Source organism: Thermomonospora sp. CIF 1, assembly GCF_001896795.1.
GTDB classification, from domain to species: Bacteria; Actinomycetota; Actinomycetes; order Streptosporangiales; family Streptosporangiaceae; genus Thermomonospora; species Thermomonospora curvata.
Map to the genome: position 1 here is coordinate 718980 of NZ_MOYN02000023.1, position 24507 is coordinate 743486.

Annotated in this window: 26 protein-coding genes and 3 tRNA genes; 4 read left to right on the forward strand and 25 right to left on the reverse strand. The window is 69.5% G+C overall.

Annotated elements, in window-relative coordinates:
• Positions 1 to 8: 8 nt before the first annotated feature.
• The 14 genes from BUE48_RS21630 to BUE48_RS21695 form a co-directional block, all read right to left on the reverse strand.
• Complete coding sequence (locus BUE48_RS21630; RefSeq protein WP_012854655.1) at positions 9 to 1040, reverse strand: MCE family protein; 1032 nt, start codon at positions 1038 to 1040, stop codon at positions 9 to 11.
• Complete coding sequence (locus BUE48_RS21635; protein WP_012854656.1) at positions 1037 to 2368, reverse strand: MCE family protein; 1332 nt, start codon at positions 2366 to 2368, stop codon at positions 1037 to 1039. Before BUE48_RS21635 ends, BUE48_RS21630 begins: the two co-directional genes overlap by 4 nt.
• A 10-nt stretch (positions 2369 to 2378) precedes the next feature.
• On the reverse strand, positions 2379 to 3227 hold the full coding sequence (locus BUE48_RS21640; RefSeq protein ID WP_012854657.1) for an MlaE family ABC transporter permease: 849 nt from the start codon (positions 3225 to 3227) through the stop codon (positions 2379 to 2381).
• Positions 3227 to 4084 carry an MlaE family ABC transporter permease gene (locus tag BUE48_RS21645; RefSeq protein WP_286990833.1) on the reverse strand — a complete coding sequence of 286 codons (858 nt, stop codon included), beginning with the start codon at positions 4082 to 4084 and terminating at the stop codon, positions 3227 to 3229. The genes BUE48_RS21640 and BUE48_RS21645 overlap by 1 nt, the downstream gene beginning before the upstream one ends.
• A gap of 210 nt (positions 4085 to 4294) precedes the next feature.
• Complete coding sequence (locus BUE48_RS21650) at positions 4295 to 5374, reverse strand: ABC transporter ATP-binding protein (RefSeq protein ID WP_286990834.1); 1080 nt, start codon at positions 5372 to 5374, stop codon at positions 4295 to 4297.
• Positions 5375 to 5929: 555 nt separating this feature from the next.
• Positions 5930 to 6328, reverse strand: a complete 399-nt coding sequence (gene rplL, locus BUE48_RS21655; RefSeq protein ID WP_286990835.1) for a 50S ribosomal protein L7/L12 — start codon at positions 6326 to 6328, stop codon at positions 5930 to 5932.
• 70 nt (positions 6329 to 6398) lie between these two features.
• A complete protein-coding gene (gene rplJ / locus BUE48_RS21660) occupies positions 6399 to 6953 on the reverse strand; it encodes a 50S ribosomal protein L10 (protein WP_012854661.1) in 555 nt (184 codons plus the stop codon).
• Positions 6954 to 7233: 280 nt separating this feature from the next.
• Complete coding sequence (locus tag BUE48_RS21665; RefSeq protein ID WP_012854662.1) at positions 7234 to 8124, reverse strand: SCO4651 family lipoprotein; 891 nt, start codon at positions 8122 to 8124, stop codon at positions 7234 to 7236.
• 128 nt (positions 8125 to 8252) lie between these two features.
• A complete protein-coding gene (locus BUE48_RS21670) occupies positions 8253 to 9119 on the reverse strand; it encodes an SCO4651 family lipoprotein (protein WP_286990836.1) in 867 nt (288 codons plus the stop codon).
• A gap of 231 nt (positions 9120 to 9350) precedes the next feature.
• Positions 9351 to 10061, reverse strand: coding sequence for a 50S ribosomal protein L1 (gene rplA / locus BUE48_RS21675; RefSeq protein ID WP_012854664.1), 711 nt, complete (start codon positions 10059 to 10061; stop codon positions 9351 to 9353).
• 76 nt (positions 10062 to 10137) lie between these two features.
• Positions 10138 to 10566, reverse strand: coding sequence for a 50S ribosomal protein L11 (rplK, locus tag BUE48_RS21680; protein WP_012854665.1), 429 nt, complete (start codon positions 10564 to 10566; stop codon positions 10138 to 10140).
• A gap of 212 nt (positions 10567 to 10778) precedes the next feature.
• A complete protein-coding gene (nusG, locus tag BUE48_RS21685; RefSeq protein WP_012854666.1) occupies positions 10779 to 11495 on the reverse strand; it encodes a transcription termination/antitermination protein NusG in 717 nt (238 codons plus the stop codon).
• Positions 11496 to 11599: 104 nt separating this feature from the next.
• Positions 11600 to 11854 carry a preprotein translocase subunit SecE gene (gene secE / locus BUE48_RS21690; protein WP_012854667.1) on the reverse strand — a complete coding sequence of 85 codons (255 nt, stop codon included), beginning with the start codon at positions 11852 to 11854 and terminating at the stop codon, positions 11600 to 11602.
• A gap of 139 nt (positions 11855 to 11993) precedes the next feature.
• Positions 11994 to 12066, reverse strand: a tRNA-Trp gene (locus tag BUE48_RS21695).
• Positions 12067 to 12293: 227 nt separating this feature from the next.
• On the opposite strand from BUE48_RS21695, the gene BUE48_RS21700 reads away from it, so the two are divergent.
• Together BUE48_RS21700 and BUE48_RS21705 are read left to right on the forward strand one after the other, a co-directional pair.
• Positions 12294 to 13505: a pyridoxal phosphate-dependent aminotransferase gene (locus BUE48_RS21700; protein WP_174315335.1), complete on the forward strand. Its 1212-nt coding sequence runs from the start codon at positions 12294 to 12296 to the stop codon at positions 13503 to 13505.
• Positions 13506 to 13773: 268 nt separating this feature from the next.
• Positions 13774 to 14847 (forward strand): adenosine deaminase, encoded by a 1074-nt coding sequence (locus tag BUE48_RS21705; protein ID WP_012854669.1) that lies wholly within the window; start codon positions 13774 to 13776, stop codon positions 14845 to 14847.
• 25 nt (positions 14848 to 14872) lie between these two features.
• Here the strand turns inward: BUE48_RS21705 and BUE48_RS21710 are convergent, their stop codons facing one another.
• From BUE48_RS21710 to BUE48_RS21760, 11 genes are all read right to left on the reverse strand, one after another.
• A complete protein-coding gene (locus BUE48_RS21710; RefSeq protein WP_012854670.1) occupies positions 14873 to 15553 on the reverse strand; it encodes a GntR family transcriptional regulator in 681 nt (226 codons plus the stop codon).
• Positions 15554 to 15685: 132 nt separating this feature from the next.
• On the reverse strand, positions 15686 to 16762 hold the full coding sequence (locus BUE48_RS21715) for a UDP-N-acetylmuramate dehydrogenase (RefSeq protein ID WP_286990837.1): 1077 nt from the start codon (positions 16760 to 16762) through the stop codon (positions 15686 to 15688).
• A 130-nt stretch (positions 16763 to 16892) separates the two neighbouring features.
• Entirely contained in the window at positions 16893 to 17318 is a 426-nt protein-coding gene (locus BUE48_RS21720) for a MaoC family dehydratase (protein ID WP_012854672.1), read from the reverse strand.
• Positions 17318 to 17755: a MaoC family dehydratase N-terminal domain-containing protein gene (locus BUE48_RS21725; RefSeq protein ID WP_012854673.1), complete on the reverse strand. Its 438-nt coding sequence runs from the start codon at positions 17753 to 17755 to the stop codon at positions 17318 to 17320. Before BUE48_RS21725 ends, BUE48_RS21720 begins: the two co-directional genes overlap by 1 nt.
• A 174-nt stretch (positions 17756 to 17929) precedes the next feature.
• A complete protein-coding gene (gene rpmG / locus BUE48_RS21730) occupies positions 17930 to 18094 on the reverse strand; it encodes a 50S ribosomal protein L33 (RefSeq protein ID WP_012854674.1) in 165 nt (54 codons plus the stop codon).
• 76 nt (positions 18095 to 18170) lie between these two features.
• Positions 18171 to 18244: transfer RNA gene (locus BUE48_RS21735), tRNA-Met, on the reverse strand.
• 230 nt (positions 18245 to 18474) lie between these two features.
• A complete protein-coding gene (locus BUE48_RS21740) occupies positions 18475 to 19692 on the reverse strand; it encodes a PP2C family protein-serine/threonine phosphatase (RefSeq protein ID WP_286990838.1) in 1218 nt (405 codons plus the stop codon).
• 89 nt (positions 19693 to 19781) lie between these two features.
• Complete coding sequence (locus BUE48_RS21745; RefSeq protein ID WP_286990839.1) at positions 19782 to 20060, reverse strand: hypothetical protein; 279 nt, start codon at positions 20058 to 20060, stop codon at positions 19782 to 19784.
• A 148-nt stretch (positions 20061 to 20208) separates the two neighbouring features.
• Positions 20209 to 20281: transfer RNA gene (locus BUE48_RS21750), tRNA-Thr, on the reverse strand.
• A gap of 141 nt (positions 20282 to 20422) precedes the next feature.
• Positions 20423 to 21556, reverse strand: coding sequence for an acyl-CoA dehydrogenase family protein (locus BUE48_RS21755; RefSeq protein WP_286990840.1), 1134 nt, complete (start codon positions 21554 to 21556; stop codon positions 20423 to 20425).
• A gap of 472 nt (positions 21557 to 22028) precedes the next feature.
• Positions 22029 to 22502, reverse strand: a complete 474-nt coding sequence (locus BUE48_RS21760) for a hypothetical protein (RefSeq protein ID WP_286990841.1) — start codon at positions 22500 to 22502, stop codon at positions 22029 to 22031.
• A 208-nt stretch (positions 22503 to 22710) separates the two neighbouring features.
• On the opposite strand from BUE48_RS21760, the gene BUE48_RS21765 reads away from it, so the two are divergent.
• Positions 22711 to 23097 carry a hypothetical protein gene (locus BUE48_RS21765; RefSeq protein WP_286990842.1) on the forward strand — a complete coding sequence of 129 codons (387 nt, stop codon included), beginning with the start codon at positions 22711 to 22713 and terminating at the stop codon, positions 23095 to 23097.
• A gap of 320 nt (positions 23098 to 23417) precedes the next feature.
• Positions 23418 to 23594 carry a site-specific integrase gene (locus BUE48_RS21770; RefSeq protein ID WP_286990843.1) on the forward strand — a complete coding sequence of 59 codons (177 nt, stop codon included), beginning with the start codon at positions 23418 to 23420 and terminating at the stop codon, positions 23592 to 23594.
• Positions 23595 to 24507: the final 913 nt, after the last annotated feature.

The window sequence follows — 24507 nt, forward strand, 5'->3', positions numbered from 1 at the left end:
AGGCATCGCTACTTGCACCTCGCGTTCTCGTTCTGCAGCCGCGGCGTCTGGTAGACCGGGCCGCCCGGCAGGGCGATCCGGGCGTCCAGCCCGCACAGGTAGAAGTTGAACCACGAGCCGTAGGAGGAGGCCGCCATCAGCCGCTCGATGCGGTCGGGGGTGCGCTTGAACAGCAGGTTCAAGTCCTTCTCGTGGTCGGCCAGGGTGTCGGCCAGTTTGTTGAGGTGGGCGATGTCGCTCTTGAGGCCGGGCCGCACGTCCTTGAGCAGTTCGGTGGTGGTCCCGGTGAGCTGGTTGATCGCCGCCACCGAGTCGAAGATCGCCTCCCGGTCGGCGGCCAGCCCGCTGACCAGCGCCCGCAGGTCCAGCACCATCTTGTTGACCTGCTCGTGCCGGGAGTCGATGGTGCCCAGCACGGTGTTGAGGTTGTCGATGACCTGGCCGATGACCTGGTCGCGGTCGGCCAGGGTGTTGGTCAGCGAGGCCACGTGCGCCAGCACGCTGTTGACCGTGCCGGCCTCCCCCTGCAGGGTCTGCACGATCTGCATGGCCAGCGTGTTGACCTGCTGCGGCTCCAGCGCCTTGAACAGCGGCCGGAACCCGTTGAACAGCACCGTCAGATCCAGCGCCGGGTGGGTGCGCTCGGCGGGGATGGTCTCGCCGGGGCGCAGGTACTCGCCGGCGTTGGCGGGGGCGGTGTCGGTCAGCTCGATGTAGCGCTGCCCGACCAGGTTGCGGTACCGCAGGTGCAGCTCCACCGAGCGGGGCAGCCCGGCGCGGAAGACGCCCTCCCGGCCGATGCTGAAGGTGACCTCGGCCTGGGTGCCGCGCAGCTTGATGTCCTCGACCTGGCCGACCCGCACGCCGGAGGCGCGCACGTCGTCGTTCTTCAGCAGGCCGGTCACGTCGGTGAAGATCGCCTTGTAGCGCACCGAGTCCACAAAGCGCACGTTGGCGATGGTCAGCGCCAGCACCGCGGTCACCAGCCCGGTGACCGTGACGAAGATGCCCAGTTTGAGGGCGGCGCTCGCGGTTCTCATCGCAGCGTCACCACCGATCCGTCATCCAGCAGCGGCCCGTACAGCAGCACCGCCGCGTCGGAGACCTGGTCGGCGGGGGTCCGGGTGAGGGGCCCCACGATGTTCTTGATCTGCTCCTTGGCGGACATCCGGCCGTCGGTGGTCACGAACACCCCGGAGACGGCGCGGTTGCGGTGTCCCGGCGGCAGCGGCTTGTCGGGGTCGTGCGGGTCCTTCCACCACAGGTCGTCCTCGGTTCCGTCCAGGGCCATCCAGTCGGGGAAGGGCACCTTGGGGTTGGGCAGCCCGTAGCAGCGCGGGCCGCGGTGGTCCTTCATCTCCGGCAGGTCCAGCGGGTTCTTGTAGGCCGGGCGCGGCTTGACGATCTCGACGGTCACGTTGAACGTCGGGGTCTTGCCGCCGCCGGCCTCCTCGGCCCGCGGCTGCAGCTTGACCACGCCCTCGAACACGCACGGCAGCGACGGGGAGTAGCGGGCGAACAGCTGCAGCACCTCGCGGTTGGCGATGTTGAAGCCGACGATCTTGGGACCGTTCTCCTGCATGAACCGGTCGCCCTTGACCCCGAGCCCGGTGACCGCGGGGATCAGCGTCTCGATGGTCCGTTCCTTGTCGGTGATGGTCTTGCTGGTGACGTTGAGGTTGCGCAGCGTCTGCAGCAGGTCGGGGGCGGCCGAGTTGTAGATGTCGGCCACGTCCGCCAGCGCGCGCAGGTCGTACACCAGCGCATCCAGGTCGGGGTTGACCTTGGTCAGCAGGGAGTCCAGCCGCTCCAGGGTCTGGCCGATCTGGTCGCCGCGGCCCTGCAGGGCGGTGGCCAGGGCGTTGAGCGTGGTGTTCAGCTTGGCCGGCTCGACCGCCCGCAGCAGCGGCAGCAGGTTGTTGAGCACCTGGTCGACTTCCACCGCCACCTGGGAGGTGTCCTGCTGGATCACCGCGCCCGAGCGCAGCGGGGTGCTGCTGCGATCGGCGGGGATCTGCAGGTCGACGTACTTTTCGCCGAACAGCGTCTTGGGCAGCAGCCGCGCGGTGACGTTGGAGGGGATCAGCTTGGCCTTGTCGGGGTCCAGCGCCAGCTCCAGCACGGCGCCGTCGGCGGTGGCGCGGGTGGCGCGGACCTCGCCGACGATCAGCCCGCGCACCTTGACGTCCGAGCGCGGCAGCAGCTGCAGCCCGGCCCGCTGGGTGCGCACCTTGACGTTGACGGTGGGGGTGAGCGCCTTGTTGAACTGCGCCACCGCCAAGACCAGCAGCAGGGCGATCACGCAGATCATGGCCAGGCCGTAGATCCGGTAGCGCGCCCGCTGCGACAGACCACCTGTAGCAGTCATCTCTCGTCCGTCACCCCGCGATCCGTACGGTGGTCGTCGCGCCCCAGATCGCCATGCCCAGGAACAGGTCGGCGAGGTTGATCACCACGATGCTGGTGCGCACCGCCCGGCCCACCGCCACGCCGACGCCGGCCGGGCCGCCGCTGGCGTGGAAGCCGTAGTAGCAGTGGATCAGCATGACGAGGATGGCGAAGACGATCACCTTGCCGAACGACCAGAGGATGTCGTACGGCGGTAGGAACAAGTTGAAGTAGTGGTCGTAGGTGCCGGTCGACTGGCCGTAGAAGACGGTCACGATCAGCCGCGTGGCCAGGTAGGAGGCCAGCAGGCCCACCACGTACAGCGGGATCACCGCGATCATCCCGGCCAGCAGCCGGGTGGTGACCAGGAACGGCACGGTGGGAACCGCCATGACCTCCAGCGCGTCGATCTCATCGGAGATCCGCATGGCGCCCAGTTGCGCGGTGAAGCCGCAGCCCACCGTCGCCGACAGGGCCAGTGCGCTGACCAGCGGCGCCAGCTCCCGGGTGTTGAAGTAGGAGGAGACGAACCCGGTGTAGGCGGCGGTGCCGATCTGGTTGAGGGAGTTGTAGCCCTGCAACCCGACCTGGCTGCCGGTGAAGAACGTCATGAAGCCGACGATCGCCACGCTGCCGCCGATCACCGCCAGGCCGCCGGTGCCCAGGCTGACCTCCGCCAGCAGGCGCGCCACCTCGGTGCGGTAGCGGCGCAGCACCCGCAGCGTCCAGGCGAAGGCGCGGGCATAGAACGACAGCTGGTGGCCGAAGTCCTCGACCCGGTTCAGGGGCTTGCCGATCACCCTCGCGAGGGCCCGGCCGCTCTTGGGAGGGGCCGCCATCACATCCCCTTCTGCGGAACGAGCTGGAAGTACAGGGCGCTGATCACGAAGTTCTCCACGAAGAGCAGCATGAAGGTGATGACCACGGTCTGGTTCACCGCGTCACCCACGCCCTTGGGGCCGCCCTTGGCGTTCAGTCCCTTGTAGGCCGCCACCAATCCGGCGGTGAGACCGAAGATGAACGCCTTGACCTCGGCTTGGATCAGGTCCGGAAGCTGGGCCATGGCGTTGAAGGAGGCCAGGTAGGCGCCGGGCGTGCCGTCCTGCAGCACCACGTTGAAGAAGTAGCCGCCGACCAGGCCGACCACCGACACCAATCCGTTGAGGAACAGGCCGATGAAGGCGCAGGCCCACATCCGCGGCACCACCAGGCGGTGCAGCGGGTTGATGCCCAGCACCTCCATGGCGTCGATCTCCTCGCGGATCTTGCGGGAGCCGATGTCGGCGCACATGGCCGAGCCGGCCGCGCCGGCGATCAGCAGCGCGGTGACCAGCGGGCTGGCCTCGCGCACGATGGCCACCACGGCGGTGGCGCCGGTGAACGACTGCGCGCCCAGCTGCCGGATCAGGCCGCCGACCTGCAGCGACAAGATCGCGCCGAACGGGATGGCGACCAGCATGGTGGGGATCGCCGTCACCGAGACGATGAACCAGGCCTGCTCGATGAACTCGCGCCACTGCAGGGGGCGCTTGAACATCACCCGGAAGGCGTCCAGGCACAGCGCGAAGAACCGGCCGGGCTCCTTGACGGTGATGTTGAGCAGGCCGTCGCCGAACTTGGCCAGCCGGCCGGAGCCGGCCGGCTCCTTGCTGGTCTGTCCCCCTCCCTGGCTCGCGCCGATGTGGGGAGTGGTCATCAGCTCTCCTCGAGCGTGGAGACCTCCACCGGGCGGTGGAGGAGATGCGGCATGACGCCGCTCCGATCAGTACACGGACGGTTACGTCCAGTGCCGGGTCCATGGACATGCGAGCCCTGGGAGAGCCGCCGGGAAGTCCGGTCCGGCTCGTCCCGAGGGCCGCCGGACGGCGAGGCGGGGGAGCGTCCCCGCCTCAGCCGCGCAAGCGAATCACCTGTGCGGACCTCCTGCGGGGGGAGCGCCCTGCGGGGGCGGGCCGGGCGGCGGGACCTGGCCCGGCCCGGCGGCGGCTCCGACGGTCCCGCCCTGGGCGGCCACGAGGCGCGGCCACTCCTCGATCCAGTTGCGGCCCATCTCGTCGATGAACGAGCCGGGCGGCGGCTGGATGCCGTGGGCGCGCAGCCAGGCGCCGGGCGGGTGCTGCGCCGGGCGGATCCGCCCGTCGCTGGGCATCAGCTGCGGCGGGATCGGGGGGAGCCGGCCGGGGTCGGCTCCCATCTTGGCCTCGGCCTCCAGTTCGGAGACGTCCTTTTCCTCGGACATGCCGATGGGGCCCACCCGGCGGGCGTTGAGGAACTGGCGGACCACCGGCTCCTCGCTGGACAGCAGCATCTCCCGCGGCCCGAACATCACCAGCTCGCGGCGGAACAGCAGCCCGATGTTGTCGGGCACCGTGCGGGCGGTGTTGATGTCGTGGGTGACGATCAGGAAGGTCGCGTTGATCTGCGCGTTGAGGTCGACGATCAGCTGGTTCAGGTAGGCGGTGCGGACCGGGTCCAGACCGGAGTCCGGCTCGTCCACCAGCAGGATCTCCGGTTCCAGCACCAGTGCCCGGGCCAGGCCGGCGCGCTTTTTCATACCGCCGGAGATCTCGCCGGGGAGCTTGCGCTCGGCGCCGATCAAGCCCACCATCTCCATCTTCTCCATGACGATGCGCTTGATCTCGGCCTCGGTCTTGTTGGTGTGCTCGCGGAGCGGGAAGGCGATGTTGTCGAACAGGTTCATCGACCCGAACAACGCGCCGTCCTGGAAGAGCACCCCGAACAGCTTGCGGGTCTCATACAGCTCGCGTTCCGACAGGTACGGCAGGTTCCGGTCGCCGACCCAGATGTTGCCGCGGTCCGGCTTGAGCAGACCGACCAGCGACTTCAGGAACACGGACTTGCCCGTGCCCGAGGGCCCCAGGAGAACGGAGATCTCTCCCGCGGGCAGGGTCAGCGATACGTCCTGCCAGATGACCTGGCGGCCAAAGGACTTGGTGAGTCCTTCGACTCGGATCTCGACGCCCACTCGTCACCTTCCGTCCAGGCCGGGGGGTTCCCGGAACCAAAGTTCGAGCGTTCTGGGCGAGGCCCATGAACCTGAGCTGTCGTCACACGTGGCGTCCACCGGGTTACTACTAACGGGTAGCTGTGGCGGGTGCCACTACCGTAGCGGTCAATCTTGGAAATGGAAGAGGTTCAGCACAGGATCTGTGGCAAACCATAACGTCGTAAGCCAATCGTTACTTACCGGACGTCATCGCCCAGTCACAGCAGAACTGCACCTCAGGACTCTTCCCCAGAAGACCTGCGGGACGGCAGCGGCGCACACCACGGCACACCACCGTCGGCGTGAGATTACGCCGACGTGTGACGACTCACAAGCCCCACAGGCCCCTGGAGCACATCAAAGTGGGGTTGAAGAGTACAAGACGCCACAATCCCGGACACCGGCTCCCCCGCCCCGGCCCCGGAAAACACGACGGGCGGCCGCCCTCGCCCCCGCGGGGGTGAGGACGGCCGCCCGGGACGTCCGCCTCGGCCGGGACGGGCCCACAGCGCCCGTCCCGGCGAAGGGAAGCCGTTACTTGACGGTCACCGTCGCGCCGGCCTTCTCCAGGGCCTCCTTGGCCTTGTCGGCGGTCTCCTTGTTGACCTTCTCCAGCAGCGGCTTGGGCGCGCTGTCCACCAGGTCCTTGGCCTCCTTCAGGCCCAGGTTGGTCAGCGCCCGGACCTCCTTGATGACCTGGATCTTCTTGTCGCCGGCGGCCTCGAGGATGACGTCGAACTCGTCCTTGTCGGGCGCGGCCTCAGCGGCACCGCCCGCGGCGGCGCCACCGGCCGCCGGGGCGGCGGCGACCGCCACCGGAGCGGCGGCCTTGACGTCGAACTTCTCCTCGAACGCCTTCACGAACTCCGACAGCTCCAGGAGGGTCATCTCCGAGAAGACGTCGAGCAGTTCCTCGGTGCTCAGCTTGGCCATGTGCGTTTCCTCCGTACGGGTCTGAACATGCGATCCTGCGGACCGCGGGGCTTGGTCCTCGGTGGACCGCCTACTCGGCGGCCTCGGCCGGTGCGGCGCTCTCGCCCGCCTCCTCGCGCTTGGCCCGCAGCGCCTCGGCGAGCTGGGCCACCTGCGTGGGCAGCGCGTTGAAGACCGCGGCGGCGTTCGCCATCGACGCCTTCATCGCGCCCGCCAGCTTGGCCAGCAGCACCTCGCGCGACTCCAGGTCGGCGAGCTTGGTGATCTCGGAGGCGTCCATCGGCTTGCCGTCGATGACGCCGCCCTTGATCACCAGCAGCGGGTTTTCCTTGGCGAAGTCACGCAGCCCCTTGGCGGCCTCGACCACATCGCCCTTGACGAAGGCGATCGCCGAGGGGCCCGCCAGCAGCTTGGTGAACTCCTCATCGACCCCGGCGTTGTTCGCCGCGATCCGGGTCAGCGTGTTCTTCACCACGGCGAACTTGGCATTGTCACCGAGGTTGCGGCGCAGTTCGCCCAGCTGCGCCACGGTGAGCCCGCGGTACTCGGTCAGTACGGCGCCGCTGGAGCTTTTGAACTCTTCGGTGAGTTCGGCGATCGCGGCAGCCTTGTCGGCCCTCGCCATGGGCCTCCTTTCCGATTACCCAGGGTTCCAGGCCACCGGATGAAGGGCCGGAGAAAACGCACAACGCCCCGGCGCAGGCGCACGGGGCGTCACAGGCGGCCGCGCCATGGGCACGGACGCAACGTCGCTCTCGTCTCGCCTGCGCGGGCCGTCCGCTTTCTCAGCGGACCTTCGGCCGCCCCTGGGGGGCGACGACCGGCGGTCTTCGGCAGAAGACCAGGGTACGCGGCCGGGCCCCGGCCGCCAAATCCGGCGGACCCGGCCGCGCGAGGCTCACCGCTCAGGACCCGGGGAAGCGGGGCGCCCCAAGGTCGTCCAGGAAGCTCGAGAAGTCGCCCACCTGGTCCGCCGGGGGGGCGCTGACCTGCACCGGCCTGCCGTAGTCGGAAAAGTGGCTGGTGACGTCGACGGTGCCCAGCGACATGTCGGCCTTGACGATCTGCTTGCGCGGCAGGCCCTGCTCGTCCACCCAGATGTCGATGGTCATCTTCCCGGCGCCGAGCTTCTCCAGCCCCTTCTCCAGCTCCTGGCGGTCCTTGTCGCTCAGCGCGCCCAGGCCCGCGTTGGAGTCGACCGTGCCGGCGTAGTGGGTGGTCCGCACCCCCTCCACCACCTCCTCGCCCACCTTGTGCACATCCGGCGAGGCGGTCAGCATCTGGGCCATCTGCGCCGGGCCGTACTGCTTGGCCTGCGCCAGGGCCTCGGCCCCGGTATCGCCCAGCGACATCTTCAGCCAGGGCTTGCTCCCGCCGCCCTGCGGCAGATTCAGCTTCATGTAGATGGTGCCGCCGATCATGACCATTTCCGTCGGACGCTGCGCGGCCTGGGCGCCCAGGCCGTCCAGACCCGACATCGTGGTGGTGACCGTGCCCTTCATCGCCGGCTCCGGCCGCAGCCTGACCTGCATCCTGCTCTCGGTCCTGGTCTCCACCTTCTGGGACTGGACGGTCATGTTGGCCGTGGAGACCATGCGCATGCTGTAGGTGTCGGCCTGCTCGGTCTTGTCGGAGACCTGGGCCATGAACTGGGCCGCGGCCGCCTTGAACGCGCCACCGGCGCCCTGGTCCTGCGTGCCCTCCTCTCCCAGGCACCCGGTGAGCGTGAGCAGCAGGGCCCCGCTCATGGCCACCGTCGCGGTCAGCCGGCGGCGTGCGGTCACTCGGCGGTGCATCGTCAGGTCCTTCCCGTGGCGGATCTCGGTACGACTTTCGGTACGAGGCCGCACGCTATCTTGCGATCAGCCGCGTTCTGGGGGATTGGGACCCATTCCGGCCGCCGGGCGGTGACCGGTTCCGGCCGCTACCGGCCGCGCAGGAACTGCCCGATCCGGTCGGTCACATCGCCGACCTGGTCGGCGGGCGGCGGGTTCACCGTCACCGCGTCCCCGTAATCGCGGTACAGCACGGTCATCGTCGAGGTGTCCCGGCCGTCGGCGGTCCCCTTGACCACCAGCTTGCGGGGCAGGTCCGCCGCATCGACCCACACATCGAAGCTCAGCCGGTCCGAGCCGCTCGCGGTGTACCAGCGGCCGATCCGCTCCCGCGCCGCGGGATCCAGCCGGTCCAGCGCGTCCTGGACGGTCACCGTCCCGGCGTAGTGGACGGTCTTGACGCCCTCGACCTCCTCCTCGCCGACCCGGCGCACGTCCTTGGAGGCGGTGAGCATCTTGGTCTGCTCGGCGGGGTTGATCCGCCGCACCGCATCGGTCAGCTCATCGAAGCCGAAGCCGACGACCCGCCCGGCCGCGTCCACGTTCACCCGCAGCCACGGCTTGCCGCCGGTGATCATCTGGGCGAGCCGGGGCACCTTGGCGTACAGCGTGCCGTCCGTCAAGATCGCCTGGACGCCGGCGCCGGGCAGGCTCTGGCCGGACAGCCTCACCTCCCCCAGCGTGACGCTGAAGGCCAGATCGGGCCGCAGCCGCACATCGCCCGACCCCCGGATGACCGAGCCGGGCTCCCCGGTGTCGGTGATCGTCAGCTCGGCCTCGAAGGTGTCGGCCCGGCCGGTCTGCTGCGACGCCTTGACCAGTGCCACATCGGCCGGGAGGACGGCCGTCCCGGAAGGGGCGTCCCCGGAGCCGCCCAGGCATCCGGTGAGGGAGAAGACCACGGCGGCGCTCGCTGCGGCGGCCACCGGCGCACGGCGGGCCATTCGGCGTCCCATCTGAAGACCTCTCTGTCACGCTTCGTCGATCCGGCGCCCCGGAGGAGGGATCCACCGGATTTCAGTGTGTTCGGACAGGTCTTAGGCCATCATCCCCCGCCGGTACCAATGCGCACCCGCCTCGTACGTCTCAGGTCGTACCGCCCGGGGAGGCCCCGGCCGCCCAAAGCCCAAAAGGGGCGTCCCCGGGAAAGGCCCCGGGGACGCCCCCTGTGTCGCGTCCGATGGTTCTCAGACCAGTTCCGCGGTCAGGTTGCGGACCAGGTTGGGGTCGACCGGGATGCCCGGCCCCATCGTGGTCGTCATGGTGATCTTCTTCAGGTACCGGCCCTTGGCCGCGGTCGGCTTGAGCCGGATGATCTCATCCAGCGCGGCGGCGTAGTTCTCCACCAGCTGGCGGTCCTCGAAGGAGGTCTTGCCGATGATGAAGTGCAAATTGGCGTGCCGGTCCACGCGGAACTCGATCTTGCCGCCCTTGATGTCGGTCACCGCCTTGGCCACGTCCATGGTGACGGTGCCGGTCTTGGGGTTGGGCATCAGGCCGCGGGGACCGAGGATCCGGCCCAGCCGGCCGACCTTGCCCATCATGTCCGGGGTGGCCACCACCGCGTCGAAGTCCAGGAAGCCGCCCTGGATCCGCTCGATGAGATCGTCGGTGCCGACGTAGTCGGCGCCGGCGCTGCGGGCCTCCTCGGCCTTGGCGCCGCCGGCGAAGACCAGCACCCGGGCGGTCTTACCGGTGCCGTGCGGCAGGTTGACGGTGCCGCGGACCATCTGGTCGGCCTTGCGCGGGTCCACGCCGAGCCGGATGGCGACCTCGACGGTGGCGTCGAACTTGGTGCCGGAGGTCTTGCGGGCCAGCGCCACCGCCTCGGCGGGCGTGTAGAGCCGGCTCTTGTCGACCAGCTCGGCGTTCTTGCGGTAGGTCTTGCTGCGCTTCATGTACTGCTCCCTGGGATGAGAGTTCGTGGTGCGGGCCTGCGCCGGGCCCTCCCACGGCGGGTGCCGGGTGCGGCGGTTACTTGATCTCGATGCCCATCGACCGGGCGGTGCCGGCGATGATCTTCTCGGCGGCCTCCAGGTCCCGGGCGTTCAGGTCCGGCATCTTGGTCTGGGCGATCTCGCGGACCTGGTCGCGGGTGATGGAGCCGACCTTGGTCTTGTGCGGCTCGCTGCTGCCCTTCTCCACCCCGGCGGCCTTGAGGATCAGCTGGGGCGCCGGCGGGGTCTTGGTGACGAAGCTGAAGGAGCGGTCCTCGTAGATGGTGATCTCTACGGGGACGACGTTGCCGCGCTGGGACTCCGTGGCAGCGTTGTACTGCTTGCAGAAGTCCATGATGTTGACGCCGTGCGGACCGAGCGCGGTACCGACCGGCGGCGCCGGAGTGGCCTGGCCCGCCTGCAGCTGGATCTTGACGAGGGCCTTGACCTTCTTCTTGGGAGGCATGCGCGCCTTCCTCTCGTTCCTGTTTCGCCTAGTCCCGACTCCCGCATCGCGGGCAACGTGGCGGCCGGAACACATCCGCCACGTAGGGACCTTGGGATTCCCGCCCGCGCGGACGCGGCACCGCCCTGCCCGCCGCGGCGGGGCGGCCGACGACCGCACGGCCTGAGTCGTCCCCGCACGCACCGGGGACGACCCGGGCCCACGCGGGGAGGTCAGATCTTGGAGACCTGGTTGAAGGACAGCTCGACCGGGGTCTCCCGGCCGAAGATCGACACCAGGACCTTGAGCTTTTGCTGCTCGACGTTGATCTCGCTGACCGTGGCCGGCAGGGTCTGGAACGGGCCGTCCATGACGGTGACCGACTCGCCGACCTCGAACTCCACCGTGCTGGTGACCTTGGTCTGCTCCTTGGCCTTGCCCTTTTCCTCCTCCGGCGGCGGGGCCAGCAGCTTGGCCACCTCGTCCAGGCTCAGCGGGGAGGGCTTGTTGAGCAGGCCCACGAAACCGGTGACGCCGGGGGTGTTGCGGACCGCGGCCCACGACTCGTCGGTCAGCTCCATGCGGACCAGGATGTAGCCGGGCAGCATCTTCTCGTTGACCTTCTGACGCTTGCCCTGCTTGATCTCGGTGACCTCGTGCTGGGGCACCTCGACCTGGAAGATGTAGTCCTCCATGTTGAGGGACTGGGTCCGGGTCTCGATGTTGGCCTTGACCCGGTTCTCATAGCCGGCGTAGGAGTGCACCACGTACCACTCCCCCGGCAGCATCCGCAGTTCCCGCTTGAAGTCCTCGTACGGGTCCTTGGCCGGGGCCTGCTGAGCGGCCTCGGCTTCCTCCTCCTGGAGGCTTTCCGCCGGCTCGACCGCAGCCTCCTGCGCGGACCCGGCCTCGTCGGCGGCCTCGTCGTAGGGCTGTGGGAACTCGGACACGGTGGCTCTTCTCTCGTATCGGTGACGGAACGCGTATCGGCGATGTGGGTGCCTGAGACCGGCCGCGGGAATGTTCTGCGGCGGCTCGGCGGGGCCGGGACGGCTCAGCCGAAGACGGCGAAGACGCCCTTTTGCAGCCCCCAGTCCAGACCGGCGACGAACGCCATCATGACCAGCACGAAGACCAGCGACACCAGGGTGTAGTTGATCAGCTCGCTGCGGGTGGGCCAGATCACTTTGCGCAGCTCGGCGATGATCTGGCGGACGAACAGAACCGGAGAGGTCCGCTTGCGCGCGGACTTCTTCTCCTTGTCCTTGTCCTCGGTCGCGGCGGGCTCGCCGCGCATCTCAGTCGCCATCGCCGTCACCCATCGGTCGTGAACCAACCACTGATCCGTGGCCCGTGGCCGTGCGCGCCCGCTTCCGCGGCGTGCCCCTCGATGCCCCGCTCAGGCGTGGCGGCGATGAAGGACGCACTGGTGCGGGCACCGCACTTCGCAGGGCAGGAGGGACTCGAACCCCCAACCGCCGGTTTTGGAGACCGGGACTCTACCAATTGAGCTACTGCCCTCTGCTCCTCGATCGCGATCGAGGATGGCGTCTTACAGCTTACGGCCTACCGCGAGGGCAGAACAGTGAGCTGAAGACCCGCCACTAAGTCGATGAGTGTACGTGCAGTGCCCGCCAGAGTCGAACCAGACGCCCCCCGCGCAGGTCATCGGCCCTTACCAGCCGCCGGTTCCAGCGGCGTGGGCGTCCCGCCCGCCCCCTGCCGGCAGGTCTGAAACCATGGGTGTCATGAGCAGTGAAAGACGTCGCATCTCCGCGCGCATCGCCGCGATCTCCGAGTCGGCCACGCTCGCCGTGGACGCCAAGGCCAAGGCGCTCAAGGCCCAGGGCCGGCCGGTCATCGGGTTCGGCGCGGGCGAACCGGACTTTCCCACCCCCGACTACATCGTCGAGGCCGCGGTGACCGCCTGCCGCGTGCCGCGCTTCCACAAGTACACCCCGGCCGGGGGGCTGCCGGAGCTGCGCGCCGCCATCGCCGAGAAGACCGCCCGCGACTCCGGGCTGCAGGTGGACGCCTCCCAGGTGCTGGTCACCAACGGCGGCAAGCAGGCGGTCTACGAGGCGTTCGCCGCGCTGCTGGACCCCGGGGACGAGGTGCTGGTGCCCACCCCGTACTGGACGACCTACCCGGAGTCGATCAAGCTGGCCGGCGGGGTGCCGGTGTTCGTGACGGCCGATGAGAGCACCGGCTACCGGGTGAGCGTGGAGCAGCTGGAGGCGGCCCGCACCGACCGCACCAAGGTGCTGCTGTTCGTCTCCCCCTCCAACCCCACCGGCGCCGTCTACACCCGCGACCAGATCGCCGAGATCGGCCGCTGGGCGGCCGAGCAGGGCCTGTGGGTGATCACCGACGAGATCTACGAGCACCTGGTCTACGGGGACGCCGAGTTCCACTCCATGCCGGTGGTGGTGCCGGAGCTGGTCGACCGCACGCTGGTGCTCAACGGGGTCGCCAAGACCTACGCGATGACCGGCTGGCGGGTGGGCTGGATGATCGGCCCGCAGGACGTCATCAAGGCCGCCACCAACCTGCAGTCGCACGCCACCTCCAATGTGGCCAACGTCTCACAGGCGGCGGCGCTGGCGGCGGTGACCGGCGACCTGTCGGCGGTGGCCGAGATGCGCAAGGCGTTCGACCGGCGCCGCCGGACCATGGTGCGGATGCTGAACGAGATCCCCGGCGTGGTCTGCCCCGAGCCGGAGGGCGCCTTCTACGCCTACCCGTCGGTCAAGGCGCTGCTGGGCAAGGAGATCCGCGGCAAGCGCCCGGCCACCACCGTGGAGCTGGCCGAGCTGATCCTCACCGAGGTGGAGGTGGCGCTGGTGCCCGGCGAGGCGTTCGGCACCCCCGGCTACTTCCGGCTCTCCTACGCCCTGGGCGATGAGGACCTGGTCGAGGGGGTCAGCCGGGTGGCCAAGCTGCTGTCGGAGGCGAGCTGAGCGCTCCGGCCGCCGAGCCCCGGTCCGGTTTCTCCTTCCCGGGCACGCCGCGGCCGAGGGCGATGCCTTGAGACCGCGCGCCGGGAAGACCCGCTGTGAACGCCCCGCCCTCGCACGGGCCGGGGCGTTCGCGGCCTGCGAAACCGGTCGCGGCGGGGACTATGCCCGCCTCCGCCGGTGCGGGCGGGCCATGCCCCGACTGGTCCGAACGGGTGGTCTTGACATGACCCGTGCCCGTACGGGCGGGCGCATCCGGCAAAGTTAGGTCATGCAGGCCGACTCCCTTTCCGTCCGTCCGATTCACACGCTGCCCAAGGCCCATCTGCACCTGCACTTCACCGGCTCGATGCGGCACAGCACGCTGGTGGAGCTGGCCCGGCGGCACGGGGTGCACCTGCCGGACGCGCTGGTGGAGGACTGGCCCCCGAAACTGCGCGCCACCGACGAACGCGGCTGGTTCCGCTTCCAGCGCCTGTACGACATCGCCCGTTCGGTGCTGCGCGAGCCCGACGATGTGCGCCGGCTGCTGCTGGAGGCGGCCGAGGACGAGGCCGCCGAGGGGTCGGGCTGGCTGGAGATCCAGGTGGACCCCAGCGGCTATGCGCACCGCTTCGGCGGGCTGACGCCCACCGTGGAGCTGGTGCTGGACGCCGCCCGGCAGGCCGAGGCCGCCACCGGGGTGGGCATCGGCGTGGTGATCGCCGCCAACCGCACCCGGCACCCCCTGGACGCCCGGACGCTGGCCCGCCTGGCGGCCCAGTACGCCGGGCGGGGAGTGGTGGGGTTCGGGCTGTCCAACGACGAGCGGCGGGGCCGGGCCTATGAGTTCGAAGGGGCCTTCCGCATCGCCCGCCGCGCCGGGCTGCTGTCCACCCCGCACGGCGGGGAGCTGCTCGGCCCGGCCAGCGTCCGCGAGTGCCTGGAGTTCCTGCACGCCGACCGGCTGGGGCACGGGGTGCGGGCGATCGAGGACCCGGCGCTGCTGGAGCGCATCGTGGAGCGGGGCGTGACGCTGGAGGTCTGCCCGACCTCCAACGTGGCGCTGGGGGTGGCGCCGTCGGCCGCCGCGGTGCCGGTGCGCGCCCTGTTCGAGGCCGGTGCCCGGCTGGCGCTGGGCGCCGACGACCCGCTGCTGTTCGGCTCCCGCCTGGCCAGGCAGTACGAGCTGGCCCGCACCGAGCACGGTTTCACCGACGCGGAGCTGGCCGAGCTGGCCCGCGCCTCGGTGCACGGCTCGGCGGCCCCCAGCGAGGTCCGCAGGCGCCTGCTGGCCGGCATCGACGCCTGGCTGGCCTCCCCCGTCCCCTGCGACGATCGCATGCCCCAGTCGGCGTTCTCCTAAAGGCCCGGTTCGGCGGTGGCCGTCCTCAGGCGCCGTTCCACAGGCCCTGGCGTTCCAGGTGGGCGATGAGCAGCTCCCCGGCCCGCATGATGTGGGCGCGCATGGCGGCGCCGGTCTCCTCCGGGTCGGCCTCGCGCAGCGCCGCCAAGATGCGCCGGTGGTCCTCCAGGGCGATGCGGGGCCAGTCGGGCAGCCGCCCGTACAGGCCGCGCGGGACGTAGCGGGCCACCGCGCCCAGGGACCAGGCGAGCTTGGCCGAGCGGGCGGCCAGGTTGATGCAGCGGTGGAAGTCGTGGTTGTGCTCTTCCACCAGGTCGATGCGGCCGGCCTCGACCGAGCGGCCCATGGCGTGCTGGATGGCGTTCAGCTCCCGCAGCGTGCCGGTGGTCAAGGTGGTGGCGGCGCGGGCGGCCAGCTCGGCGGCGATGTCGGCCTGCACCCAGAACAGGTCCTGGACGTCCTGGCGCGACAGCGGGGCCACCACGAAGCCGCGGCGGGGTTCCAGCAGCACGAACCCCTGGCTGCGCAGCGACTGCAGGGCCTCGCGCACCGGGGTGACGCTGATGCCGAACTCGGCGGCCAGCCGCTCCAGGCGCAGGTACTGGCCCGGGCGGATGCGGCCTTCCATGATCTGCTCGCGCAGCCGGGCCGCGACCTCGTCACCGAGCTGCGGTCGAGTTCCCAGGCCCTGCCGCGATGGCGCCACGTCTCACCCGCCCCATCGGGGTCCTTCCGCGGCGGGGGCACCGCGGCCGGAAAGGACCCCGCTTCCATGATGCGACGCAAAGCCCGGATCTGGAACGCATCGGCGGGCCCCGGCGGCCGACGCGGGCGCGCCTCACAGTTTCACGCCGACCATGACCGGTTCGTTGACCAGTTCGATGCCGAACGCCTCGCGCACCCCGTCCCGCACCTGGCGGGCCAGTGCCAGCAGGTCGGCGGTCCGGGCGGTGCCGTCGGGGTTGGTGAGGGCCAGCGTGTGCTTGGTGGAGATGCGGACCGGGCCGAGGGCGTGGCCCTTGCCGAACCCGGCCTTGTCGATCAGCCAGGCCGCCGAGGTCTTGGTGCGCCCGTCGGGCTCGGGGTAGCGGGGGAAGGCCGCCTCCGGTCCCAGCCGCTCGGCCACCCGGCGTTCCAGTTCGGCCAGCTGGGCGGCGTCCAGGATGGGGTTGGTGAAGAACGAGCCGGCGCTGCGGGTGTCGGGGTCGTCGGGGTCCAGCACCATGCCCTTGCCGCGGCGCAGCTCCAGCACGGCCTGGCGGGCCTGGTGCAGCGGGACCCGCTGCCCGGGGCTGACGCCGAGGGTGCGGGCCAGCTCGGCGTAGGCGATGGGCTGGGATTCGTCGCTTTCCTCCAGCGCGAACGTCACATCCAGCACCACGTGCCGGTCCCGGCCCTTGAAGACGCTGGTGCGGTAGCCGAAGCCGCAGGCGGCGTTGTCGAGGGTGACGATCTCGCCGGTGCGGCGGTCGTAGGCGCGCACCCGCACGATGGTCTCGCTGACGTCCTGCCCGTAGGCGCCGACGTTCTGGATGGGGGTGGCGCCGACCCGTCCGGGGATGCCCGACAGGCATTCCAGCCCGGCCAGCCCGTCGGCCACGCAGCGGGCCACGAACGGCTCCCATTCCTCGCCGGCCTGGGCGGTCACCAGCACCTTGCCGGGCCGGGCCGGGTCGGTGCGGCAGGTGACGCCGCGGGTGGCCACGTGCACGACGGTGCCGGCGAAACCCTCGTCGGCCACCACCAGGTTGCTGCCGCCGCCCAGGATCAGCACCGGCTCGCCGTCGGCGTCGGCCTGGCGGACCGCCTCGACCAGCTCGCTTTCGGCGTCCGCCTCGATGAAGCGGCGCGCCGGTCCGCCGAGCCGCAGGGTGGTGTAGGCGGCCAGGCGGACGTTCTCGCAACGGACGGCCATGCTCGCTTGCCTCCTCGACGGCTCCTGCCCGTCCGCGCGGCCCGAGCGGGCGGGCCCGCGTGCGTCCCAGCATAGGGAGCGGTGCGTGCGGGCCCGCCGAAGGGTCTGCGAAGCGGCCGGTGCCCGGCGGTCAGGCCAGGCGGACGACGGCCCGGGCGCGGGTGAGGACCTTCTGGTCGTTGCAGCGGGCGGTCAGGGCCACCACGACCTTGTTGTCGTCGAGCTTCTCTTCGATCTTGCCGCTGACCTCGATGTCGGCGCCGCCCTCGTCGGGCACCACGACCGGGGCGGAAAAGCGCACGCCGTAGTCGACGACGGCGCCGGGGTCGCCGACCCAGTCGGTGACGTACCGGCCGGCCTGGGCCATGGTGTACATGCCGTGGGCGATGACGTTGGGCAGCCCGACCTGCTTGGCGAAGCTCTCCCGCCAGTGGATCGGGTTGAAGTCACCGGAGGCGCCGGCGTACATGACCAGGTTGGCCCGGTCGACGTGGTAGGTCTGCGGCGGGAGCTCGGTGCCGACCTCGACCTCGTCGTACTTCACCTTGGCGGTCATCAGGCCCCCCGTTCCACGATCGTGTTGTAGGCGGTGCAGACCGGCTCGCCGGACACCGTCTTGATCTCGGTGCGCAGCTCGATCTTCTCGTTCTTGCCGATCGCCTTGATCTCGGTGATGGTCGTCTCGCACACCAGCTCGTCACCGGCGTGGATCGGACGGGTGTACTCGAAGCGCTGCTCGCCGTGGACGACCATCGCGAAGTTGAGGCCGAGCTCGGGGTCGGCCAGCGCCTCACCGCCCAGCGAGATCACGATGGGGAAGGTGGGCGGCGCGATGACATCGGGGTAGCCGGCGGCCTTGGCGGCCTCGCGGTCGCGGTAGAGCGGGTTCGGGTCGCCGATGGCGTCCGCGAACTCCCGGATCTTGACGCGGCTCACCTCGTAGGGCTCGGTGGGCGGGAAGGTCCGCCCGATGAAGTCCCGGTTCAGTGCCATGTATTCGTCCGTCCTTCCAGGGCCGGGAGCCCTGCGCTACGGGTTTCCTCCGCGTGACCGTAACAGAACGACGTTCGGCCCGCCTTCTGAGGTCTCAGAAGGCGGGCCGAATGTTGCCCAAGCTTGGCGCTCGACCTCGGTGGCCCCGCAGCCGACGGAGCGGCGGACCTGCGCTCAGCGGGTCTCGCGGTGGACGCGGTGGCACCGGCAGTTGGGGCAGTACTTCTTCAGCTCCAGCCGGTCCGGGTCGTTACGCCGGTTCTTGCGGGTGATGTAGTTGCGGTGCTTGCACTCCTGGCAGGCCAGCGTGATCTTCGGCCTAACGTCGGTGGCGGCCACGAGGGAGTGCCTTTCTGACGAGGGACATGGACATACGCACCCCAATGGCCCGTCGGTGACGGGCTGATGGGGATAGTAGCGAGGGCCGGACTTGAACCGGCGACACAGCGATTATGAGCCGCTTGCTCTGCCTGACTGAGCTACCTCGCCGAGACGGTCACTGCGGACCGGTGACTAAGGATACCGGACCCAGACCGCGTCTTGGAAACGCCCCGGTGCTCGCCGGCTCCACAGGAAACCGACTGACCTGGGCTTTCCCGGGTCCATCGCCGGAACCCGGGCCGTCTCCGCCAGAGAACTGGCGGCAACGGGCCGTTCGGGACTCCGGCAAAAGACCTGTAGTGAGGTTACCAGAATCGCAGCGGCGCTCCGACCTGCGTTCATCGCGGAAGCAGCGTCTCGGTGCCCGCGCGCCATTCCGCTATCAGCACGGTGGCGTCGTCCCGCGGCCGGTCGTCCCGGCCCTGCAGGACGGTCCTGACCAGCCGGCGCAGCGTCTCGGGGGCGGACAGGCCGTCGGCCTCGTGGCGGACGATGAAGTCCACGAAGCGCTCCAGGCCGACCTCCCGGCCGCCGGGGTCGACGGCCTCGACGATGCCGTCGGTGTAGAAGAGCAGCCGGTCGCCGGGTTCGAGCTGGTAGCCGGAGGGCGGAGGAGAGCTCTGCAGTCCCAGCCCCATCGGCATGTTGGCGGGCCCCTGCAGCTCGGCGACGCGCCGGCCGCGGCGGACGACCAGCGGGGCGGGATGGCCCCGGTTGATCCAGTCCAGCCGGCCGCTGCGGACGTCGAGGTCGGCCAGCACCCCGGTGGCGAAGCGGACGTCGGTGAACTGCTCGGCGATCGCCGCGTCCACCAGGTCGGCGACCTCGGTCAGCCCCGCGCCGCGCCGGTGGGCGTTGCGCGTGACGCCGATCGCGATGGTGCTGGTCAGCCCGGCGGCCGTGTCGTGCCCCATGGCGTCGAACACCGCCAGGTGCAGGGTGCTGCCGTCCAGGGCGTAGTCGTAGGAGTCCCCGCCGGCCTGGTAGGCGGGCTCCATCACCGCGGCGACCACCACGTCCCGGGTGGCGAAGACGCCGGGCGGCATCAGCGTCCGGGTCATCTCGGCCGAGAGCACCATCGGTTCGGTCCGGGACAGGCGGGCGCAGGAGTCGCTGAAGGCGCGCTTGCTCATCAGCAGCAGGGCGACCAGGGCGGCCAGGTCGCGCACCCGCCCCACGGCGGCGCCGGCGTCGATGGTGGCGCCCAGCACGCCGAGCCGCTGGGTGCCCTCCAGCAGCGGCGCCCACACCCGCTGCCCGGGGGCCGGCCAGAGCGGTTCGCCGGGTGACCTGCCCTGGACGACCTCGAAGTCGCGGTAGGCGCGGCCGGGCAGGGTGCCGTCGATGCGGATCGGCTCCAGCGGGCGGCCGTACCCGTCCCGCTGGCCGGGCAGCGGGATCAGGATCCGCTGCTGCAGGTCCGCCACATAGAGCGTGACGAAGTGGAGCCCGGCGGGTGCGGCGTGCGCGGCCACCAGGGCGGGCAGGTCCTCGAATGCGGCCAGGCGGCTGTCCTCCAGCAGCCCGCCCAGCATTCGTTCGCCTTCCGTCCCCATCTCAGCCCTCCCGCGCCGCCCCGAGGGCTTTACCCAGATCGGGCCGTGTCCACAGTCACGGGATGCCTAAAGATGGGAAGCCCGGCGGCTCACAGCGTCCACCAGCCGAAGGCCAGGTGGCCGATCAGCCAGATCCCGAAGCCGACCTGCACCACCAGCAGCACGATCCGGACCGGCAGGGGCACCCGTTCGCGCAGCCGGAACAGGGACCACCAGTGCTCGGAGAAGGTGTCGCCGGGCGCCTTGCGGATCAGCGCCGCGGCCTCCACGACCAGGAAGAACAGGATCCAGGCGGTCCAGGCCAGGGTCCAGCCGGTGATGCGCCGCACGGGTGATTTGACCGTGTCGGTGTTGACGGGGGTGTTCATGCCGCACTCCTTCGGACATCACCCAGCGTCTCACCGTAGACACATAGGGTAAAGACTTCGGTACGGCCTGCTTACCCGCCGGATACATGCGAAGACCGCCGCCCGGATCACCGGACGGCGGTCTTCACTGCAGAAGCCTTGCGGCTAGAGCCCCTTTACGGAATCGAACCGTAGACCTTCTCCTTACCATGGAGACGCTCTGCCGACTGAGCTAAAGGGGCCTGCGCCGAACGCGCACTGCCACCATACACGCCTCGGGCGCCGGATACGAAATCGATTTGGTCCGGCCTTGCCGCAACCGCCCCGCCGCACCCCGCCGGCCCACCCTCCGGGCGGGGCGGCGGCAGGAAGAGAAGGGCGGCTCAGTCGGCCAGCAGCCGCTTGGCGATCACCAGTTGCTGGATCTGGCTGGTGCCCTCGTAGATGCGGAACAGCCGGGCGTCCCGGTAGAACCGCTCGACGGCGACCCCGCGCATGTAGCCCATGCCGCCGAAGACCTGCACGGCCCGGTCGGCGACCCGGCCGAGCATCTCCGAGCAGAAGTACTTGGCGCAGGACGGGCCGAGCTTGCGGTCCTCCCCGGCGTCGTAGGCGCGGGCGGCCTCCAGCACCATGGCGCGCCCGGCGTACAGCTCGGCCTGGGAGTCGGCGATCATGCCCTGGACGAGCTGGTACTCGCCGATCTTGCGGCCGCCCTGGGCGCGCTCCTTGGCGTAGGCGACGGTCTCGTCCAAGATCCGCTGGGCGAGGCCGACGCAGACGGCGGCGATGCTCAGCCGGCCGTGCGCCAGCGAGGCCATGGCGGTGCGGAAACCGGTCCCCTCGGGGCCGACCATCGCACTGGCGGGCACCCGCACATTGTCGAAGAAGACCTCGGCGGTGTGCGCGCCGCGCTGCCCCATCTTCTCGTCGGGCGGACCGACCTTCAGCCCGGGGACGTCCCGCTCGACCAGGAAGGTGGAGATGCCGCGCGAGCCGGGCCCGCCGGTGCGGGCGAAGACCATGAACACATCGGCCTCGGGGGCGTTGGTGATGAACCGCTTGGCCCCGTTGATCACGTAGTTGCCGTCGTCGTCCTTGACCGCCGTGGTGCTCAGCGTGCTGGGGTCGGAGCCGGCCTCGGCCTCGGTCAACGCGAACGCGCCGATCACCTCGCCGGAGGCCAGCCGGGGCAGCCACTGCCGCTTCTGCTCCTCGGTGCCGGCGTTGACGAGCACCTGCCCGGCGATGCCGTTGCTGGTGCCGAACATCGACCGGAAGGCGGGGCTGGCGTAGCCGAGCTCGAAGGCCAGCCGCACCTCCTCGCTGAGCGACAGGCCGAGCCCGCCGTACTCCTCCGGCAGCGCGTACCCGAACAGCCCCATCTCCCGGGCGGCCTGCCGCAGGCTCTCGGGAATCGCATCGGTCTCCTCGATCTCCTCTTCGCGAGGGATCACCTGCTCGCGGACGAAGCTGCGCACCGCGGCCAGCACATCGGCGAAGTCCTGTGCATCCATGAAGTTGATTCTAGAACGCTGCTCTAGGATGGCGCCCCTCCCCGCCGCACCGGGACCGTTCGCCCTGCCAGAGCCCGCGAACACCCGGCTGCGGCCGTCCCGCCGAGCGGAAATGACGATCATCGACCCTCGCAGTGCGCGCCACTGACGCCCAGCTAAAAGCGAATCTTTTTCATATGTGCTCTCGGGCACCTGCGGGGAGGGCTCGATGACGCCGGGTGCCGTGGCGTCTTACGATCCGCCTTTTCGCAGATGGCGCATGGCGGCATCGCAGGAACGCATCCCTCGGTGTTCCCATTCGCGGTTCCCAGAACCGCAGGCCTGGAAAGGGGCGGTCGCCCCCTAACGTCCCTTCCCACCGCAGCAGGCGGACGCGATCGTCACCGAGTATTCGCGATCAGGTCCGTCCAGGACCTTCGCGATGCACCGTCGATCGTCTCCCCGGCCATGCATGGGGCTTCTTGACAGGCCCTCAGCTCGGACGCTGCTCCGGGCAGTCGGCGTAAACCCAGGTCGCCTCAAGATCGCAGCAAGCGATGCACAGCGTGCCCGCTATGAAGGCGAACTCATGGGTGCACCCGCCTTCATGCGGGAGCACTTCGTCAAGAATCAGGGGACCCAGGTCCGCCGGCTCCTCCCCCTCGGCCGCCTCCACCGTGAAGGCCGTGACGCCCCGGTACCGGATGATGAGGTCCTCCTCGTGCTTCCAGCAGTTGTGCCGGAAGCAGAGCACCAGATCACCACCGGACGGCCCCTCGACCCGGGCGAGCTCGAGATCCTTGACGCACCGCTTCCCCATGAAGTCGTAGTGATCGGGATCCGTGGCGAAGGCCCGCGCCCCGGCAGGCAGCGCCTCGGCGATCTCGGGCAATCGTTCCAGGTAGGGATTCGGGTCGATGACGCCCGCCAGGTCTCCTGCGGTGGCGTTGAGATCGACGTACTTCACGGGCCCTCCGAAATCAGGTGACAGGGCTTCAGCCCTCATATTCGGCACAACACCGCCGCCCCCGGGAACCGTCGCGCCGATCTGCTCGGGCAACGCCTCCGGCCCGTGACCTGAACGTGTCCAAGCCGACACCCATACCCGCCCGCAGGAGGCGGATGCTCATACCACGCGCCAAAGCGCTCGAGCCTCGCGCGAGGAGAAGAGAGCGATGCGGAAATCCAGTTCACGGTTCGGACTGTCAGAGAGCGAATGGAACTCGGCGCTCACCGAAGTCCGCGATGCGATCCTGGAAGCGGCCCGCGAACGACGCATGATCTCCTATGGAGAAGTCGCAAGCCGGGTTTCCACCATTTCTCTCGAACCGCACTCGGCCTTGATGAACCACCTTCTGGGGACCATCTTCGAGGAGGAGCACGCAGCCGGAAGACCGGCGCTGACCTCGATCGTCACCCACAAGTACGGAGACAAAGAACCCGGGAGCGGTTTTTATGAGATGACCCGCTCCCTTGGATACAAGTTCAACGAGCCATATCTCTTTTGGGCCGCGCAGGTGCAAGCGGTCTTCAAGCTGCACGGCGAACCCAAAAGGACGTGAACGGCCCCGCTCCAAACCGCATGGAGCAGCCCCAATGGCCGATGGCGCGCAGCCGCCCCGGTGAACCGAAAAGCACAGCCTCCCTGCCAGACGTCCCAGGAACGACGCCCCCCAGCTGGTCAGAAGAGGGCGAACAGACCTCGCCGAGCGGTCACCGGCCACGTCTGCGTCACCGCATCGAGCCCCTCAGGGAGGGTCTGTTCGTCAGTCCGCGCAGCGGGACCACGGTCGACCGGACATACCTCGGCGCACGCCCCAAGATGCTCAGCGCCAAGGCAGCCACCTCACCGAAACTCCCCCACGCGCTGCGCCATGCGGCCGTGTCAACGTGGCTCAGCGCGGGCGTCCCTCCCGCCCAGGTCGCCGAGTGGGCCGGCCACAGCGTCGCCGTCCTCCTCAAGCTCTACGCCAAGTGCATCGCAGGGCAGGAAGAGGACGCCAAGCGCCGCATCGCTGAGGCCACGAAACCCCGGGCCGCCAGCGGCGATACCCGCTGAAACTTGGGCACGTATTCGGCACAGATGCCCGTAGAGACCCGGTGATCGCCGGATGCGGCCGGATGGAACGCGAACGGCCCCTGACCGCGTTCACGCTGGTCAGGGGCCGTTTCAGGCTGGTGGCGGGTCCAGGATTCGAACCTGGGTAGGCTGAGCCGACGGATTTACAGCCCTCCTGCCGAACTTCGCTGACCTGCGACTTCGTCACCAGAAAACGAAACTTCGACCCGTATTGGGCACGCCACCTATCTGGTGTCCGTGGCCCTCCCGTTCAAGCCGACAAGGCTGCGACGAGGCATCAGGTGTTCCCACATGGACACGCAAGCTGGCCGCCTAGGTTGGGAATGGAAACCCGTCCGCCTCAGTCCAGATCCAAGATCATTCATCCATGTAGTTCCCAGAGAACCAGCGCAGTAATACCGGCTCGCAAAGGCCGTAACGATCTTGGCCACTGAGCAGGCAATCCTCTGACCTGCACGTTCCTAGATCATCTACTCACAAGTGACCGTGAGTCCTCGTGGTCCCCCCGCTATCGGGCACGCAACGGGCACGCCGTCACGGCCCGGCTGATCTTGGTGGGCCTGCGCATCCTCATCAGTTCGTTCCGTCCCAAGGTCATCAACACCTGGGTACCGCTGGCCGACCGTTGACGGCCTTCCCGGTGCGTCGCTGTTCGCCGCTGTCGCCGTCCGCGTTGCCGCCGTCGCTGTCAGCGGGGATAGGTCCGGAGTGCTCGTCCGCGCGGACGGTCAGCAGGTGGGACAGACGGCATCGCGCGGACGGGCGCTCCGGGGCGCAGGGGGTCTGGGGGACGGCGCAATCCCCAGAGGGGAGCTCGCTCAAGTCGGCGGCACGATGCCCGCCGGCGGGCTAGCGTGATCGTGATGGTGCTCGCTCCCGTCGCGTTGGTTTG